The following is a 2376-nucleotide window of genomic DNA, read 5'->3' as shown; positions in this document are numbered from 1 at the left end:
CAGTCCCCCGATATTAGTGTAAGCTCATCCAATGCTAACTCTTACTTAGAAGGATACACCCCCCTGGGGCAATATTTCCAGTTAAGTTATGCCCACCCACTAAACCGTACTATTAGTCTAACCGGGCACCTGTCAACTGCTCAAAGGTCGGAGGGAACTGTTAATGGACAAGAGCAAAGTAGTGCGATTTACACTGAAAACGATATTTTTTCATCCGTAGGATTAGATATTGCACTTCGAATTCATCTTATCAACTTACAAAACCATCAATTAAGCTTGTATGTAGGAGGCGGAGTGAAGCGCATTGCATCGATGGATGCTAGTAGCCGAATGGGTCTCCCTATTCTTGAGAATGATCAGTACGAGTACGTAAGTTTGTATCGCTTACCTGGGTGGGCCGCCGAATTAGGCTACGACTCTGGAATAGGAAGTTACTGGATGGCTAGTCCCTATCTGGCAGTTGAGTACGTATTTTACCCCATTCAGCAGGTTGGTATTGGCTACACCATGCGGGTGCGTAGCCACCTTGATTATTTCTTTGAGGATGTATCTATTGGCCCAGTGCTACGCTACCGTTGGGCCGACGATCGCTCAGAGCAAGCGTATACGGAGTCTTCTGCCGGTCAGATTGCCCTCCAGGTAATTCCTACTCATTTAAATCAAACGGATCAATTGGCTACGCAGATCCGAACCCAGTATCAGCACACTGTGGCTAACCGCTGGGCCCTTGCAGGAGCAGTAACTTACACGCAGGGTAGTCACTTCCCCCAGCAGTGGAGTCCGGAATCGGTTAGCACTTTCTTTCAGTACCAAAGCACGGCGGTAACCATAGCTGCTGGATATCATCTAATTGACAACTATAAACACCAACTCACCGCGCTTGCTGGTCCGACTTATCGCTGGTCAGCTTACGCTAACGCCAGTGGTTTAGTAAATGCAATTAGATCAAGAGATCAGGTTCAATTATACTACGACCTCACGCTACAACCTTACGACAACTATTCGTTGATGGGTGACTTTACCACCGTTCGGGTAAATCGGCGACGAGGATGGGGTGGCAACGCTCAGCTAAACTATACCTATCAAGTAACTTCTACAGTTGGCCTAGGTGGGGTAGTAGACTATCAACAGTATGCAAGAAATGAATCATTGGTAGGGGCGGGACTCAGTGTGTCGCTACAATTCTAAGTTAAGAGAGAGGTTCAGGGCAGAAGGTATATCATTGTAGTGCCATTTGCCTTGAACCACTCCTTCAGACAGTAGCATAATTCCAGGATTGGATCTAATAACCGCTTTCAGAACCGTGGCATCAGCGTAGTAGTGAGGAACGGTAAAATCAGGGTGAGCCGTCAAGAATTCATTGTAGGCTTCGGCCCCCGAGGCAGTGAGAACAATAGGTTCTACGTTGCTGGATAAGTTAGAAATAAGTTGCTGAATTTCGGTGATAGATGCCTGATTAGCTTTATTGACATCGTACATCACAATCGCTAATTTATTTCCTTCAAACGTACCCTGAGTAAATTCTCCCTCGTCGTTCCAAACGCTGTAGTCGGTAATTTTGGGCTGGGCTTCAGGGTTCAGTAGTACCATCTCCTTAAACTCGTACCCGTCTTCGGTAGGGTACTTGGTAAACTCTTCGGTGCTACCGTCCTTTTCCATGATATATTTGTAGCGTAGTGGTTCGGAAGGCTGCATAGCTTGAGGAATGTTAGCTCCCACGTAGTACGCCCGAAAATCGAAGTAAGGCAGGTGACGAATGGCGTAAATGCCTAAAAAAGTGCAAAATATCACCGTAATTGTTACCGTAAGGTGACTTGTCTTTAGTGATAAAATTTCATTAAAACGGTCTCGGTTGATGAATAGGATAACGATTAATGCTAGTAAAATAATATCCTTAGTGAACGATTGCCAGGGGGTAAGCACAATAAAATCGCCAAAGCAGCCGCAGTCGGTTACTTTGTTAAAGTAGGCGGAGTAAAAAGTTAGAAAGGTAAAAAATATAATTAACCCCAATAGCACCCAGGTGGTAATCTTCATCCGGTAGTTAATCAGTACCGCCACCCCCAAGGCTACCTCCAGTACACTTAGAAACACCGAAAGCCCTAACGCTAACGGAACCAATGCGCTGAAGAACGGCGCAAAATCTACCGCAAATACCTCAAAGTATTCTTCCAGTTTGATCGCCGTACCCACCGGGTCGTTTAGTTTCACTAATCCCGAGAATATAAATAATCCTCCGACTAAAATTCTAGCGATGTGCTTAACCATAGTTTGTAGTTTTAAGTCCACGGTCAACAGTCCGTAGTCCACGGAAAGTATTTACTATAAACCATCGACTGTGGACTGTGGACTATTTAACTTTATTAACGAAAAAAC

General features: G+C 45.1%; 2 protein-coding genes. One reads left to right on the top strand and one right to left on the bottom strand.

The genetic code is table 11. The features are described 5' to 3' along the window. Positions 1 to 1188: hypothetical protein (locus tag WBA23_RS03600; protein ID WP_424580881.1), on the top strand; the 1188-nt coding region annotated here is incomplete at its 5' end. Here WBA23_RS03600 and WBA23_RS03595 read toward each other — a convergent pair. Next, the gene (locus tag WBA23_RS03595; protein ID WP_424580880.1) at positions 1177 to 2268 is read right to left on the bottom strand and encodes a BT_3928 family protein; all 1092 of its coding nucleotides are present in this window, start codon (positions 2266 to 2268) and stop codon (positions 1177 to 1179) included. The two genes, WBA23_RS03600 and WBA23_RS03595, sit on opposite strands and share 12 nt — an antisense overlap. Positions 2269 to 2376 lie beyond the last annotated feature (108 nt).

The sequence above is a fragment of the Tunicatimonas sp. genome (genome assembly GCF_049647865.1).
In the GTDB taxonomy this organism is placed as follows: domain Bacteria; phylum Bacteroidota; class Bacteroidia; order Cytophagales; family Cyclobacteriaceae; genus Tunicatimonas.
This window is presented reverse-complemented; position numbering and strand designations above follow the sequence as displayed.